At 56.0% G+C, this 12859-nt stretch carries 18 protein-coding genes; 15 read left to right on the plus strand and 3 right to left on the minus strand.

The features are described from left to right. Nucleotides 1-11 precede the first annotated feature (11 nt). Together ubiE and ubiB are read left to right on the plus strand one after the other, a co-directional pair. Nucleotides 12-758 (plus strand): bifunctional demethylmenaquinone methyltransferase/2-methoxy-6-polyprenyl-1,4-benzoquinol methylase UbiE, encoded by a 747-nt coding sequence (ubiE, locus tag PSJ8397_RS07200; protein ID WP_085863907.1) that lies wholly within the window; start codon nucleotides 12-14, stop codon nucleotides 756-758. Nucleotide 759: 1 nt separating this feature from the next. Next, on the plus strand, nucleotides 760-2292 hold the full coding sequence (gene ubiB, locus PSJ8397_RS07205; protein WP_085863908.1) for a 2-polyprenylphenol 6-hydroxylase: 1533 nt from the start codon (nucleotides 760-762) through the stop codon (nucleotides 2290-2292). Here the strand turns inward: ubiB and PSJ8397_RS07210 are convergent, their stop codons facing one another. Next, nucleotides 2293-2949, minus strand: a complete 657-nt coding sequence (locus PSJ8397_RS07210; RefSeq protein ID WP_085863909.1) for a flagellar hook capping FlgD N-terminal domain-containing protein — start codon at nucleotides 2947-2949, stop codon at nucleotides 2293-2295. It lies immediately after the preceding gene. A 10-nt stretch (nucleotides 2950-2959) separates the two neighbouring features. After that, a complete protein-coding gene (locus PSJ8397_RS07215; protein ID WP_407691741.1) occupies nucleotides 2960-4267 on the minus strand; it encodes a flagellar hook-length control protein FliK in 1308 nt (435 codons plus the stop codon). A gap of 175 nt (nucleotides 4268-4442) precedes the next feature. Here PSJ8397_RS07215 and PSJ8397_RS07220 point away from each other — a divergent pair, with 175 nt between their 5' ends. The 6 genes from PSJ8397_RS07220 (at nucleotide 4443) to PSJ8397_RS07245 (ending at nucleotide 8174) form a co-directional block, all read left to right on the plus strand. Next, complete coding sequence (locus PSJ8397_RS07220; RefSeq protein ID WP_085864285.1) at nucleotides 4443-4724, plus strand: rod-binding protein; 282 nt, start codon at nucleotides 4443-4445, stop codon at nucleotides 4722-4724. A 16-nt stretch (nucleotides 4725-4740) separates the two neighbouring features. Continuing rightward, on the plus strand, nucleotides 4741-5040 hold the full coding sequence (locus PSJ8397_RS07225) for a hypothetical protein (protein WP_235000614.1): 300 nt from the start codon (nucleotides 4741-4743) through the stop codon (nucleotides 5038-5040). A gap of 200 nt (nucleotides 5041-5240) precedes the next feature. Then, nucleotides 5241-6512, plus strand: coding sequence for a flagellin (locus tag PSJ8397_RS07230; protein WP_085863912.1), 1272 nt, complete (start codon nucleotides 5241-5243; stop codon nucleotides 6510-6512). Between the two features lie 95 nt (nucleotides 6513-6607). After that, on the plus strand, nucleotides 6608-6982 hold the full coding sequence (flaF, locus tag PSJ8397_RS07235; RefSeq protein ID WP_085863913.1) for a flagellar biosynthesis regulator FlaF: 375 nt from the start codon (nucleotides 6608-6610) through the stop codon (nucleotides 6980-6982). Continuing rightward, on the plus strand, nucleotides 6982-7392 hold the full coding sequence (gene flbT / locus PSJ8397_RS07240; RefSeq protein WP_085863914.1) for a flagellar biosynthesis repressor FlbT: 411 nt from the start codon (nucleotides 6982-6984) through the stop codon (nucleotides 7390-7392). The genes flaF and flbT overlap by 1 nt, the downstream gene beginning before the upstream one ends. Next, nucleotides 7389-8174, plus strand: a complete 786-nt coding sequence (locus tag PSJ8397_RS07245) for a DUF1217 domain-containing protein (protein ID WP_085863915.1) — start codon at nucleotides 7389-7391, stop codon at nucleotides 8172-8174. The genes flbT and PSJ8397_RS07245 overlap by 4 nt, the downstream gene beginning before the upstream one ends. A gap of 9 nt (nucleotides 8175-8183) precedes the next feature. On the opposite strand, the gene PSJ8397_RS07250 is transcribed toward PSJ8397_RS07245, so the two are convergent. Then, a complete protein-coding gene (locus tag PSJ8397_RS07250) occupies nucleotides 8184-9491 on the minus strand; it encodes a FliI/YscN family ATPase (RefSeq protein ID WP_085863916.1) in 1308 nt (435 codons plus the stop codon). A gap of 86 nt (nucleotides 9492-9577) precedes the next feature. On the opposite strand from PSJ8397_RS07250, the gene PSJ8397_RS07255 reads away from it, so the two are divergent. From PSJ8397_RS07255 to flgA, 7 genes are read left to right on the plus strand one after another with little or no spacing between them, the layout of a single operon-like run. Further along, nucleotides 9578-9961 carry a FlgB family protein gene (locus tag PSJ8397_RS07255; protein ID WP_085863917.1) on the plus strand — a complete coding sequence of 128 codons (384 nt, stop codon included), beginning with the start codon at nucleotides 9578-9580 and terminating at the stop codon, nucleotides 9959-9961. 3 nt (nucleotides 9962-9964) lie between these two features. Further along, nucleotides 9965-10357: a flagellar basal body rod protein FlgC gene (gene flgC, locus PSJ8397_RS07260; RefSeq protein ID WP_085863918.1), complete on the plus strand. Its 393-nt coding sequence runs from the start codon at nucleotides 9965-9967 to the stop codon at nucleotides 10355-10357. Nucleotides 10358-10367: 10 nt separating this feature from the next. After that, on the plus strand, nucleotides 10368-10655 hold the full coding sequence (gene fliE / locus PSJ8397_RS07265; protein ID WP_085863919.1) for a flagellar hook-basal body complex protein FliE: 288 nt from the start codon (nucleotides 10368-10370) through the stop codon (nucleotides 10653-10655). Continuing rightward, nucleotides 10652-10921, plus strand: coding sequence for a flagellar biosynthetic protein FliQ (locus PSJ8397_RS07270; RefSeq protein ID WP_085863920.1), 270 nt, complete (start codon nucleotides 10652-10654; stop codon nucleotides 10919-10921). Before fliE ends, PSJ8397_RS07270 begins: the two co-directional genes overlap by 4 nt. Nucleotides 10922-10924: 3 nt before the next feature. Further along, nucleotides 10925-11641, plus strand: a complete 717-nt coding sequence (locus tag PSJ8397_RS07275; RefSeq protein ID WP_085863921.1) for a flagellar hook-basal body complex protein — start codon at nucleotides 10925-10927, stop codon at nucleotides 11639-11641. A 19-nt stretch (nucleotides 11642-11660) separates the two neighbouring features. After that, nucleotides 11661-12446, plus strand: a complete 786-nt coding sequence (gene flgG / locus PSJ8397_RS07280) for a flagellar basal-body rod protein FlgG (RefSeq protein ID WP_085863922.1) — start codon at nucleotides 11661-11663, stop codon at nucleotides 12444-12446. Beyond that, nucleotides 12443-12859: a flagellar basal body P-ring formation chaperone FlgA gene (gene flgA / locus PSJ8397_RS07285; protein ID WP_085863923.1), complete on the plus strand. Its 417-nt coding sequence runs from the start codon at nucleotides 12443-12445 to the stop codon at nucleotides 12857-12859. Before flgG ends, flgA begins: the two co-directional genes overlap by 4 nt.

Raw genomic sequence — 12859 nt, forward strand, 5'->3', positions numbered from 1 at the left:
AGGTGCTGAAGATGAGCGACGACAAGACCACCCATTTCGGATTTGAAACCGTGCCCGAGGGCGACAAGGCAGGGTTGGTTCAGGGCGTGTTTTCCAGCGTCGCCAGCAAATACGACGTTATGAATGACGCCATGAGCCTTGGCATCCACCGGTTGTGGAAAGACGCCATGATGGATTGGCTTGCCCCACGGGCCGGACAAAAGCTGTTGGATGTGGCCGGTGGGACCGGCGACATTTCCTTCCGGTTTTTGAAACGCGCAGGGTCCGGCCATGCGACGGTGTTGGACCTGACAGAGCCCATGTTGATCGAAGGCCGCAAACGGGCTGAGGCCGCACGGCAGGACCATGCCTTGGATTGGGTGGTGGGCGACGCGATGGCGCTGCCGTTCGACGACAACACCTTTGATGTCTACACGATCAGCTTTGGCATCCGAAACGTGACCCGCCCGCAAGAGGCGTTGAACGAAGCCTTCCGCGTCCTGAAACCCGGGGGGCGCCTGATGGTGCTGGAGTTCAGCCAGATCCCCAACGACATGCTGCAACGGATGTATGATTTCTATTCATTCAATGCCATTCCCGTCATGGGAAAGGTCATCACGGGCGATCGCGACAGCTATCAGTATCTGGTCGAGTCCATTCGCAAATTTCCTGATCAGGACACGTTCCTTGGCATGGTCCGGCAGGCCGGGTTCGACAATGCGAAATACCGCAACCTAAGCCTTGGGATTGCCTGCTTGCATTCCGGTTGGAAGCTGTAACATGCGCGGCCCGCACAATATTGTTCGCCTGATCCGCACCGGCGCCACGCTGGAACGCACAGGCGCCATGAAGGTGATCATGGACGCGGTTGAGGCCCCTCGGGCCGTGCGGATGGCCGTCAGGACACTGGTTTGGCCGTTTCAATGGTTGGGCCTGAAGGGGGATCCAAAACTGCCCGCCGTGACCCGTGCGTTGCAGGCGTTGGGGCCAGCATACATCAAGTTCGGGCAAATTCTGTCCACGCGGCCCGATGTGGTCGGCAACGATCTGGCCCTTCAATTGAGGGTCTTGCAGGACAAGCTGCCCCCGTTTCCCGTGGATGTCGCCAAGGCCGAGGTGGAACGGGAACTGGCTGTTTCGGTGGATAACGTGTTTTCGGAGTTCTCAGAACCTGTCGCCGCGGCGTCCATCGCACAGGTCCACAAGGCGCGCTTGCGCGACAGCGGTGATTTTGTCGCGGTAAAGGTCTTGCGTCCGGGGATCGAACGGGCCTTCCAAAAAGACATCGACGCGTTCTATCTGGCCGCATCGGTGATCGATACGTTTTCACCGTCATCCCGCCGGTTGCGGCCCATTGATGTGGTCGAACATTTCGAAGGCGTGGTGCTGAGTGAGCTTGATTTGCGTCTCGAAAGCGCCTCCGCCTCCGAATTTGCGGACAATACCAAGAACGATGATGGTTTCGCTTTGCCCGCCGTCCATTGGCCCCTGTCGGGCCGGCGCGTCATGGTGTTGGATTGGGCGGAGGGCATCAATGCCGCAGACGTAGAGGCGATTGCAGCTGCGGGGCACGACTTGACAGACCTGTCGCGCCGTGTGCTTCAGCTGTTTTTGAACCACGCACTCAGAGACGGATATTTCCACGGTGATATGCACCACGGAAACCTCAAGATTGCGGCGAATGGCGATATCATCGCATTCGATTTTGGCATCATGGGCCATCTGGATGAATACACCCGTCGTGTGTACGCCGAGATTTTGTTCGGCTTTATTCGTCGGGATTACAAACGTGTGGCCGAGGTGCATTTTGAGGCGGGGTACGTGCCTGCAGATCGCGATGTCGACGAATTTGCCCGCGCATTACGCGCCGTGGGGGAGCCGATCTTCGGCATGAATGCCGAAAAAATCTCAATGGCGCGGCTGTTGTCGTATCTGTTTGAGGTGACGGAACGCTTTGGCATGCAAACGAGAACCGAACTTATCCTTCTGCAACGGACAATGGTTGTCGTCGAAGGTGTGGCGCGGACGTTTGATCACCGAATGAACATCTGGGACGCCGCAAAACCGGTGGTGGAAGATTACATCAAAGACAGCATTGGCCCACGGGCTGCAGCCGCCGATCTTGTTAAGACGGCACAGGTGCTTGCACGTTTTGGCCCCCGCCTTCCTGCGATGGCAGAGGCGGCTTTGATCAAGCTCAATCAAGATCCTGCCCCTGCGCCGCGCCGCTCTTATTGGCCTGCTGTGGGTTGGACCGTGTTTGGCGCAGGTTTGGCGGGAATCGTGATCGCGGTTTTAGACTTGGTCAGCTGATCATTCACGCAACGCCGACACACCTGAGGCAGGCACCGCGACCCCGCCTTCAAGAATGAGAATGGCCTGCCCGCCGTCGCTGCGGACTTCATTGACCTGCGCGTAGACGTCAGCGGTTTCATTGATCAAGACTTCACCGTTGGATGAACTGATAATGCGGAATTCATAAACGCCATTGGCAAACGGAGTGCCATCGGCATTCGTGCCGGCCCATTCAATGGGGTCAGCCGACACGGGAATTTCGGTGCGTTCCACCTCGTTCCCCTCCTCGTCGAAGACCACGAGTTCGACAGTATCCGCAACGGCGGCGGGATTCGGTGCGATTGTAATGGGGCTGCCATCGAAATAGGCTGGCATCGCTGCACGGGCTTCTTTGCCGACCCAATCCGCCATCTGCGCCATGCCTGACGTGTTCATCTGCACCATCAATGCGTTCAAGAGATCGTTTGTCAGCACCTGCTGTTCGACCCCGGAAAACGTCGCCAGCTGCATTGCGTATTCTGCGGAATCCGTTGGGTTGAGCGGATCTTGATTTTCCATCTGGACGGTCAACATCTTCAGGAATGTTTCGAAATCCGAACTGATGACGGCTTCGGACGTTTCGGTTTGTGGGCCAAACCCAGCAGGGCCTGTCTGGCTGATCGAAGCGAAATCCATTGATTTGTCCTTATAATTTGAGATCAAGTCCGCCGCCCGGCTGGCGCAACGGTTGTGGAATGGAAACGTCGGGGGAAATCTGCGGGCCCGCGGGGGACGGCAAACGCTCTTCCGGGGGATGGTCATCTTGGTTGCTGCCATCGAAAGAAAACGACGGGTTATCGTAACCCATGTCCGCAAATTCCTGCAGAAGGCTGTCGATATTTCGGCGCATCAAGTCAGCCGTTTCAGGTCGTTCCGCGACAATATTGACGACGATCCCAGCCTCACCCGCAGACAAGGACAACCGGACCGTCCCCAACTCTTCCGGGTTCAATGTAATCTGAGTAGCCGCGCCCTGCGCTTGGGTCAGCGCCGCCGCAAGTTGTTGGGCCACAAAACCTGCATGTTGCCGCATCACCGGCATCATCGCAGATGCGTTTTGGGGGGCGGCCATCGGTGAGGATGAGGTCGACGCCAAGCCAACGTCCGCCACGAAAAGTTCGGACATTTCGGTTTCTGCGAATGGTTCATCCGTCACAGTCGGCAATGGACGAACCAGGTGTTCAAACCCCGCTAAAGAAGTCAGTCCCGAAGGTTGAGGGGGCGACAGGGTCGAAAAAACGACGTTTGCATTCGGAGGCTGAGGCGCGGCGGACAGCGTCTCAGCACGTGGTGCGGGTGCTATTCCGTCCAGCGTCCTCTCAGACGTCTCACCTGATTTTCCGTTCGGCAATGAGGCCTTAGGGTTGATCATCGATGCAACTTCGGTGGTTCGTGTATTTGAGGGGGCGGCACCCTCCTGAGGACGTTCAGCTGGTGGCGTCGATGGGGCAGCCTCCGCCGTCCTTGCGTTTAACGACGTGAACGCAGACGTCCCCCCTTCAAGGGGCTCGGATATGACACCGTCGGAAGGAACAGGTCCCACCGTGTTGTCCAGCTTGCTTTCTACGCGTCCGTCAGCCGAAACACGCATCACAGGGCCTTCGCCCTGAAGCAATGGAGAGGTCGATGACTTTTTGTCCGACAGCTGCGGTTCTTCCGGTGCGATCAAGCCTTCGTCAGACGTGTCTTGCCCACCTATTTCGCCAGCCAGACTGCGTTTGGGCATAGGTGCGACCTGTTCCGGTGAAACCGCGGCCAACGTTCCAGCAACCGGTGTTTCGAGCTCATGAGAGATGACTTGTTTCGTCTCATCACCCTCTGTTGCCACCGCATTAGTTTCTGGCGTCTCAGTCTCAGTTTCGACATCGTTGATTTCAACGACTGGGCCCTCTGGATTGGGATGAGACTCCTCCCACGCAGCCAAAAAATCCGCTGATTTTTGGCCGTCTACCATGGGTTCGGCATGAGGCGGGGTGGGCACGTTGGCGCCGGTACGCATTAAGGCATCTGCAAGAATCATCGGTTTCTCCGACAGTGATCAATCTGCCCCCTCTTATCTGTGGTTTCCTTACTGATTCTTTACCGCTGACCCTTAAAGCCCAAACAAATTGAACAAACTGGAGGCCGATATGGAAATACAAAGATCCCAACCGCATACCCCAACCTCATCCGACGCGCGGATGATGGCCGTGGCCCAAGACTTGGAGGCCGCATTTCTGGCTGAGATGTTGAAATCAATCGACTTCGGCAAACAACCTGAAGGCTTTGGAGGCGGCTCGGGTGAGGATCAGTTTGCATCCTTCATGCGCGAAGAGCAGGCTCGCCGCATGACAGCCGCCGGTGGCATCGGATTGGCACAAACGCTGTTTGAAGCAATGACCGGAGGGCAAAATGTCGAAGCGCGCGATTGAAGAACTGACCCAACTGTTGGACGCGGAAAAAGCAGCGCTGTTCAGCGGTGATTTGGACGCCATCGCCAAAATGGCTGAGCAAAAGATGCAGTTGACGCAAAAATTGGAAGGCGCATCGGCAACAGATCTGTCGGCGTTGTCCAGGCGATTACATGACCACACACGCCTGTTAGAGGCTGCGAAATCTGGTGTCGGACAAGCCGTTGCAACCCTAACGAAACAACGCGCAGCGCGGTCGTCCCTCTCCAGTTATGATCCTTCAGGGAATGCGACAAGCATTGGAACACCGCTGCGCAAGACAGACCGGAAGTTCTGAAAATTGTAAGAAAATCATAGAGATATTGGGGTTTGAGATTAAGCGCCTATTAACGTTTGGCGGAGGATACCGGCGCTGCACTTAGCGAAAGTGGCACAAGGCCGAAAAGGTCCTCGTAGACGTCAGAACGACGAAAGCCTGTGAAAGCAGCAGGCGTTTTGAAACCGGCGCGAAACGTGCCAAAAAATAGGTGACATAACATGTCCAGCATTCTGACAAACAATGGCGCAATGGTTGCGCTGCAAACTCTCAAGTCCATCAACTCCGATCTGACCAAAACACAGTCGATGATCTCGACAGGTAAAGATGTGGCGTCCGCCAAAGACAATGCCGCTGTCTGGGCCATTTCCAAAACAATGGAAAGCGACGTGAAGGGCTTCAAAGCGATTTCTGACAGCTTGAGCCTGGGCCAATCCACCGTAGCCGTTGCGCGTAATGCATCGGAAACAGTGACGGACTTGCTGACAGACATCAAAGGCAAAATCGTTGCCGCTCAAGAAGAAAACGTCGACCGCGCCAAGCTTCAGACTGACATTGATGCACTGACAGAACAGGTCAAATCTGTTGTCGGCGCTGCCCAGTTCAATGGTTTGAACCTTGTTGATGGCTCAACGACGGCGACAAATGCCAATGGCAACGCCGGTATTAACGTACTGTCCTCTCTCGACCGCGACAGCGCTGGAAATGTTGCCTCTAGCAATATTGGCGTCGATTCACAGAACCTGTCCACGGCGGCTGGTACAGACATCACGGCGGGCACTGGTACTGGTAGCGCAAGTGTGACCGTTCTTGCCGCCAATGGTGGCGCCGATGAAGTCGACATCACTGGCTTTACCTTCCTTGATAATGCGGGCGCGGCTGCCGGTACTGCCGCTTTGAAAGGCAGCACCGCTGGTGTTGACACCTCAGTCGTCAATGGTCTGATTGTTGGCGACACAATCAATCTCAAAATCGGAGACGTTGAAGGAACCTATCGTGTCCGTGAAAACGACACCTCCGCCTCTGTCACCGCTGGTCTGAAGGACGCTTTGCAAGAGGCCGGTTTGAGCACCGATGACTTCGCGCTTGATCTGACGACGGCGGGAACGCTTTCGGTTGAAAACCTGACCAGTGAGGCCGGGATTGCGGTTGAATACGAAGTGTCTCGTGGGTCTGGCACCTTGGCAGGTCTTGAGAATATCGATGTGACGAACGATGCTGCGGGCGCGCTCTCAGCGATTGAAGGGATGTTGACCGGTTCGATTGATGCGGCAGCGGCATTTGGTTCGGTGGAAGGGCGTCTGCAAACACAATCGACGTTCATCTCCAGCCTCTCGGACAGCTTGAAGTCTGGTATTGGCTCCCTCGTAGATGCGGACATGGAAGAAGCCTCTGCGCGTCTTCAGGCACTGCAGGTCCAACAGCAGCTTGGCGTTCAGTCCCTGTCCATCGCGAACCAGGCACCACAGTCCATCCTGTCCTTGTTCCGTTAATCGAAGACTTCTGGGGCGCTTTCGGGCGCCCCAGCTTTCTATTCACCGCGCAGTAAAGCTGCGCGTTCATCAGTGCCGTCCGGAAAGGACAAAACGTGAATATTATCGACCAAGCTCGCCAAGCGTACGCCCCAAAGACCACCGTATTACGCACCGGACGTTCCATCGAACATCAGTTGTTTTCGGATGTCACAGTGCGTCTCAAAGAGGCTAACGCCAAAAAGAAAACAGATTTTGCAACATTTGCAGAAGCCGTTCACGCCAATCGGGCCGTTTGGACCCACTTAGCCTCCCAGGTCGCAGAGGATGAAAACGCGCTTTCTACCGATCTGCGAGCACGAATCTTCTACCTAGCGGAATTTACAGCCTTTCATTCGGCCAAAATCCTCCAAAACTCTGCTGACATTGCTCCACTAATTGAAATCAACACGGCAATGATGCGTGGACTAAGCGCACGGGATGACACGTAATGTCAGGTTTGGTTTTGAAATTGGGCCCGAAGGAACGCGTTTTGGTCAACGGGGCTGTCATAGAAAACGGAGATCGTCGCTCGCGACTATCGATCTTGACCCCGAATGCCAACATTTTGAGGCTTAGGGACGCGATCCGTCCGACAGAGGCCAACACGCCCGTCCGGCGAGTTTGTTACATTGCACAATTGATCCTGTCCGGCGATGCCACGGAGATCGAAGGACGCACGCAGCTTTTGCGTGGTATCGAGCAACTGGCGCAAGCATTCGATGATGCAGACAGCCGCGAAGCCTTGTCTGAAGCCGCAGACGCCGTTCATTCAGGTGAGTTTTACCGTGCCCTCAAAAGACTGCGCAGTCTTCTGCCGCGGGAAGAGGTCTTGCTGAACAATGGGCAGCGACTGGCATGACCTTCCAGCCTGTCGTTCCTTTCTCCGGCTATAGCGGGTGGCTGTTTCTTGAGCGAACCGGTGAAAGCCAGCAACAGGCCTTTAACGAAAGCGTGCCGGTCAAAAGAATAACGGACGCATTCCGTGAAAGGATTGGCACCATTCAAACGGCTGAAGATCTGATGAAAGATCGGGAGCTTTTGTCGGTGGCTCTGGGGGCATTCGGTCTTGATGACGACATTAACAATACCTTCTTCATTCAGAAAATTCTTGAAGAGGGAACAAGTGACCCAGAGGCCTTGGCCAATCGACTGGCCGATCCTCGGTATGCAAATCTGAGTGAGGCCTTTGGTTTCGGAACCGGACTGACCCTGACAGGTCTTTCCTTTTTTGCAGATGACATAATCGACCGTTACGAAGCACGGCAGTTTGAAAAGGCGGTGGGGCAGCAGAACAATGATTTACGGTTGGCTCTCAACGTGGATCCTGCTCTCGACGATCTGCTTGATACAAACAGCACCAATGATGGTAGATGGTTCGGCATGATGGGGAATGCGCCCTTGCGCGAAGTCTTCCAGACAGCGCTTGGTTTTCCATCTAGCTTTGCGACACTTGATCTGGACAAACAACTTGAGCAATTCAAAGAGCGTGCCGAAAGCACGTTTGGGACAAGCGACATGGGCGAGATTGCGTCAGCCGAAAAGCAAGAAGACCTGATCCGGTTATTCTTGCTCAGGTCAGAGGCCAGTTCAGCGGCGATTGGGTCAACCTCGATTGCACTCACCCTACTCCAACAAATCTAGGTCCGGTCTTTACTCCGATGTGATCGCACGTTGTAGCATCCGAAAGGAACCTGCGATGCCTTGCGACCCGCTGTGCGAGATAAACGTTTCAAGCGCGTCGCGTGTTCCGATTGCGGCATCGACCCTTGGATCTGTCCCAGCCACATATAGGCCCGCCTTAATCATCAATTCGGATTGATCATACGCGCCAATCAATTGACGCGCCTCGGAGATCAACTTGTTTTCAGCCGGATTCGCGGCTGTTGGAAGGGATCGTGAAACAGAACGTGTGACGTCGATCGCAGGAAATCTGCCGCGTTCTGCGATTGCACGATCCAAAACCACGTGACCATCCAAAAAGCCCCGCAACATATCCGCGACCGGTTCTTCCATATCCGACCCACTTACGAGAACGGTATAAATTGCCGTTATGTCACCCTGCCCGTCACAACCCGGACCGGCGCGTTCACACACCGCCGCGATGGCGGCAGGCGTCGAGGCAGGATGCCCCCGCAAAGATGCTGGCTCCCCCGCAGTGACCGCCGTTTCTCGATGTGCCTCAGCAAAACGGGTGACGCTGTCCACCAACAACAAGACTTGCAGCCCTTGATCACGAAAATGCTCGGCCACGGTCGTTGCGGCAAGTGCGCAGCGACGCCGCGTTTGAGCGGCCCGATCAGACGTCGCTGCCACAATCACGCTGCGCGCCATGCCTTCAGCGCCCAAAGTTACCTCAACAAACTCCCTGACTTCACGGCCGCGTTCGCCCACCAAGCCTATCACGATAACATCGGCATCCACTTTTTTGGCCAGGGATGCCAGCAATGTCGATTTACCCACGCCCGAGCCTGAAAACAGACCGATCCTCTGCCCTCTGACGATGGGAAGGATCGTGTCAAAAACCGCAAAACCAGTGGCAAGTCGCGATCCCAGCGGGCGCCGACGTGTTGCGACGGGTGGCGGGGTATGAACGCTCCGCCCGGTGAGAGCAGGCAACAACGGTCGCCCATCCAAGGGTTGGCCATCAGGATCAACAACGCGACCAATCCACCCATTGTGCGGCGCAAACTCTGGCCGCGGGTGCAAGACTGCAAAGGCACCAGGTGCCAAACCTTCGGTGGGGCCATCGACAAGAATCCGAACGCCCGACGCGCCGGTGCTGAGGATTTCGCCCTGCACACCAGATCCCAAAATCTTGATCCGGTCACCCACGCGGGCGTTTTCATTCAATCCGGTGATCCGAACCTCACTCCCCCGAATTTCATCAACTGTTCCAATTGGATACGTTGAGCGTACGCGCGACAAGGCGCCGGTCATTTGTTCAAGAATATCGTGCATCAGAGGTCCTCACTGTTCTGGCGACAACCAATTCTTAGGGAATCATCATTAAGGCTTAGTTGAAACCAATCGAGGGAGAAGCCCCGATGTTCAAAAATCTTTCGATGTTTGAAACATCCTTTGCAATGGCGCGTCATGCTGGCGCGCGGCAAGCTGTGACGGCGGCGAATATCGCCAACGCCGATACACCTGGATATCGCGCGCAATCCATTGCGCCGTTCCGTGACACCTATCAAACGCAAGGCACGCTGCAGATACAATCCACCCGCGCAGGTCATCTTGCCGGGCAAAAATCCGCAACGCAGGCGCGGGCGGTGGACAGTTCAGCTGAACCTGCCCCCAACGGCAACTCAGTCTCGCTTGAGCTTGAGATGGTGAACGCCGTTGAAATCCAACGCGAACACAGCCGCGCCATGATGATCTACAAGCACTCGCTCGATGTCATGCGCATGAGCATAAGCCGGAGGTAACCCATGGCTGATTTTTCTGATGCAATGAATATCACCGCAAGCGGGATGAAAGCACAGGCGGCACGTCTGCGGCATGTCTCTGAAAACATTGCGAATGCGGACACCCCTGGATACCGCCGTAAGACCGTCAGTTTTGAGGCTGAAATGCAAGCTGGGCGCACAACGGGTCTGGTGGAAACAGGCCGCGTCAGGTTGGATCAAACCGACCTTGGCGAAATTTATGATCCGAGCCATCCCCTCGCTGACGCCAACGGGATGTACCAAGGGTCCAACGTCAATCTCCTCATCGAAATTGCCGACGCCAGAGAGGCCCAGCGCAGCTATGAGGCAAACCTCAAACTCTTTGATCAGGTGCGGCAAATGTCGACATCCCTGACAGATCTTCTTCGTAAATAGGGGCTAATTTATGGAAATTACATCACGTCTTGTCGCCGACGCCTACGCGGCCAACAAACCCGCCACGGCACCTGATCCAAGCAACAGTATCGGGGCAACGTTTGGGTCTATTGCAGCCTCCTTTAGTGAGACGCTGCAGACCAGCGAAAGCACCGCGATGGCGGCCATGACCACCGGGGCAGACCCTCACGCCTTGGTTCAGGCCCTGGCCCAAACGGAATTGGCCGTAGAAACCGCCGTTACCGTTCGGGACCGCGTCGTCGAAGCCTATCAAGAGATTTTGCGGATGCCGGTCTGATGACGGAAGCCCTCTTCTACGACACGATGCGACAAGGATTGTGGGTGGCGACACTCATCTCCTTGCCCATTTTGTCGGTCGCATTGCTTGCAGGTCTGGTTGTGGGGCTTTTTCAGGCTCTGACCTCAATTCAGGAAATGACGTTGACCTTTGTGCCCAAGCTGTTGGCGATCGTTGGTGTCTTTTGGATCACCATGGGATTCATGACTGAAACATTGGTGGCCTTCTTTCAAACAACCCTTGTTCCCGCGATCACAGGAGGCTGACCCTTGGAAAACGCGACCTATACTGTGCTCACACGACAATCCGGACTGACCAATCAGTTGCGCATTGTTGCCAACAATATCGCCAATTTGTCGACCACGGGGTTTCGTGCGGAAGAGATGATCTTCTCCGAACATGTGTCGGCGCTGCGCGGGGATAACCCGTCGTTGTCGATGGCAACAGCGGTGGCGCGAAGCGTTGTGTCATCGCAAGGCCCCTTGGCCCAAACAGGCGGGACATTCGACCTCGCGATTGAAGGGGAAGGGTTTTTTCTGATTGAAACGCCGGATGGCGAACGGCTGACCCGTGCGGGGGCGTTTACGCCAAATGAGAATGGTGACCTTGTCACCATGGACGGGTTTCGCGTTCTGGACGCGGGTGGTGCGCCTGTTTTCGTCCCTCAGGGTGCAGGCCAAGTTGGCATCGCACCTGACGGGACGATCAGCGCGGGCGGGCAACCCGTTGGGCAAATCGGCCTTGTCGTACCAACGAACCTGAACGGGCTGGTCCGTGAAGACGGTGTGCGGTTTCGCGCGGACGACGGATTTGAACCCAGCCTTGAGGGGCGGATGCTTCAAGGTTTCGTTGAGGAATCCAACGTAAACCCCATCCTCGAAATTGGCCGCATGATCGAAGTTCAGCGCGCCTATGAGCTGGGGCAGAGCTTTATCGACAAAGAAGACGAACGCATTCGTGGCGCCATTCGGGCGCTTGGTCAGTAACAATTGAGGAGGCATCGCCATGCGTGCCCTTAGAATTGCCGCCGCCGGAATGGCCGCACAACAAACACGCGTCGAAGTGATTTCGAACAACCTCGCGAACATGAGCACCACCGGCTACAACACGCGCCGCGCAGAATTCGCCGACCTGCATTATCAACAAATGCAGCGGCCCGGCACGATCAACGCTTCGGACGGCACTGTCGTCCCAACGGGTGTACAACTTGGCCTTGGGGTGCGGCCGTCTTCGGTGTCGGTCATGCTGAGCCAAGGGTCACTGGCCGCCACGGGTGGGGACCTTGACCTCGCGATTGAGGGCAATGGGTATCTTGAGGTGACATTGCCCGATGGGCGGGCCGCCTACACCCGTGACGGCGCGTTGAAACGCACCGGCGATGGCCTGATCGTGACATCGGACGGATACCCCGTTGTGCCGGATATTACGATCCCGCAAGACGCACGATCAATCTCGATTAATGCCGAGGGCGAGGTTTACGCTTTCTTCATCGATCAAATTGAACCCCAGTTGTTGGGGCAATTCACCGTATCTGGCTTCACCAACGCCAAGGGCCTGGAAGCGATTGGATCGAACCTGTTTCTTGAAACGCCGGCATCCGGCCCCTCTGTCGCGACGACACCTGGTCAAGACGGGTTGGGGGTCTTGCGACAGGGCTACCTTGAAGACAGCTCTGTCGATCCTGTGCAGGAAATCACCGATTTGATCAAAGCGCAGCGTGGCTATGAACTGAATTCCAAAGTCATTTCTGCCGCAGATCAGATGATGGGCTCCATGGTGCAAATCCGATGATCCGTCTGACCGTTTTTCTGATCTGTCTTGCAGGCTATGCCAGCGCCGAAGTTCTTGTCGCGACACGCACCATTCCGGCCCGCAGCATCATCGGCCCCGAAGATCTGGCCTTTCAGGACATCAATATCATGGGGGGCGTGTCCGATCCGAGTATAGCGGTCGGACAAGAGGCGCGTGTGGCCCTTTATGCAGGTCGTCCAATTCGCGCCGCTGATCTGTCCCCCCCCGCGGTGGTGGAACGGAATCAGTTGATTCCACTGATCTACAGTCGTGGTGGCATCACGATTTCCACCGAAGGGCGCGCGCTGGATCGCGCCAGCCCCGGCGATTGGATCCGGGTCATGAACCTCAATTCGCGCGCAACCATCACGGCGCAAATACAAGAAAACGGCGTCGCCGTTGTCGGCCAGTAG

The sequence above is a fragment of the Pseudooctadecabacter jejudonensis genome, from assembly GCF_900172275.1.
In the GTDB taxonomy this organism is placed as follows: domain Bacteria; phylum Pseudomonadota; class Alphaproteobacteria; order Rhodobacterales; family Rhodobacteraceae; genus Octadecabacter; species Octadecabacter jejudonensis.

Bases quoted from the DNA above. Each gene is read 5' to 3' on its own strand.
- ubiE (WP_085863907.1), top strand. From the start codon at position 12: ATGAGCGACGACAAGACCACCCATTTCGGATTTGAAACCGTGCCCGAG.
- ubiB (WP_085863908.1), top strand. From the start codon at position 760: ATGCGCGGCCCGCACAATATTGTTCGCCTGATCCGCACCGGCGCCACG.
- PSJ8397_RS07210 (WP_085863909.1), bottom strand. From the start codon at position 2,949: ATGGATTTCGCTTCGATCAGCCAGACAGGCCCTGCTGGGTTTGGCCCA.
- PSJ8397_RS07215 (WP_407691741.1), bottom strand. From the start codon at position 4,267: ATGGTAGACGGCCAAAAATCAGCGGATTTTTTGGCTGCGTGGGAGGAG.
- PSJ8397_RS07220 (WP_085864285.1), top strand. From the start codon at position 4,443: ATGGAAATACAAAGATCCCAACCGCATACCCCAACCTCATCCGACGCG.
- PSJ8397_RS07230 (WP_085863912.1), top strand. From the start codon at position 5,241: ATGTCCAGCATTCTGACAAACAATGGCGCAATGGTTGCGCTGCAAACT.
- flbT (WP_085863914.1), top strand. From the start codon at position 6,982: ATGTCAGGTTTGGTTTTGAAATTGGGCCCGAAGGAACGCGTTTTGGTC.
- PSJ8397_RS07245 (WP_085863915.1), top strand. From the start codon at position 7,389: ATGACCTTCCAGCCTGTCGTTCCTTTCTCCGGCTATAGCGGGTGGCTG.
- PSJ8397_RS07250 (WP_085863916.1), bottom strand. From the start codon at position 9,491: ATGCACGATATTCTTGAACAAATGACCGGCGCCTTGTCGCGCGTACGC.
- PSJ8397_RS07255 (WP_085863917.1), top strand. From the start codon at position 9,578: ATGTTCAAAAATCTTTCGATGTTTGAAACATCCTTTGCAATGGCGCGT.
- flgC (WP_085863918.1), top strand. From the start codon at position 9,965: ATGGCTGATTTTTCTGATGCAATGAATATCACCGCAAGCGGGATGAAA.
- fliE (WP_085863919.1), top strand. From the start codon at position 10,368: ATGGAAATTACATCACGTCTTGTCGCCGACGCCTACGCGGCCAACAAA.
- flgG (WP_085863922.1), top strand. From the start codon at position 11,661: ATGCGTGCCCTTAGAATTGCCGCCGCCGGAATGGCCGCACAACAAACA.
- flgA (WP_085863923.1), top strand. From the start codon at position 12,443: ATGATCCGTCTGACCGTTTTTCTGATCTGTCTTGCAGGCTATGCCAGC.